The sequence below is a fragment of the Tropicimonas sp. IMCC6043 genome, assembly GCF_004146235.1.
Classification (GTDB): Bacteria; Pseudomonadota; Alphaproteobacteria; order Rhodobacterales; family Rhodobacteraceae; genus Tropicimonas.
This window is the reverse complement of the sequence record NZ_SELO01000163.1, coordinates 1-440: the sequence shown is the minus strand read 5'-3', so window position 1 is coordinate 440 and position 440 is coordinate 1. Positions and strand designations below refer to the sequence as shown.

The window sequence follows — 440 nt, the reverse complement described above, 5'->3', positions numbered from 1 at the left end:
GGGGCCCTTGTCGGACGCCATTGGCAGCCAGATGCCCATCGACCGCAGGCCGCAGACGCAATGGTCGAGCCGAGTTTCTTCGATCTTGATGGTAAGCGCAGTCAGCATGTCGCCGCCGGAGGCGACCGCAGGCGCTGGATCGCAGCGAGGATTGCGCGGATCATCGGCCCCGACACGGCCACCTCGGCCAATTGGAAGGTGATGGCGCGGGCATGCCGAACAACCCGCGCGCCGATCTTGATGAGCTTGAGTTGCAGGCTGGTAAGCGACCAGGCCGCCACGGGCTCTGGCAGACCGACATGAGCGAGAAAGACGGCGAGGTTATAGGCCAGCGCGTGCAGCTGGAGACGCACCTCGTTATCCCGGAACCGGCGGCACGACAGGCGCGTCCAGCGGATGGCGTACTTGCCTTCGCGGATGTGCTGCTCCGCGGTGCCACG

1 protein-coding gene is annotated in these 440 nt (G+C 65.9%); it reads right to left on the bottom strand.

All coding sequences use genetic code 11. The annotated features are described in order from the left end of the window. Positions 1 to 101: 101 nt before the first annotated feature. A partial coding sequence (locus EU800_RS26245) for a transposase (RefSeq protein WP_207210029.1) occupies positions 102 to 440 on the bottom strand: 339 nt, incomplete at its 5' end.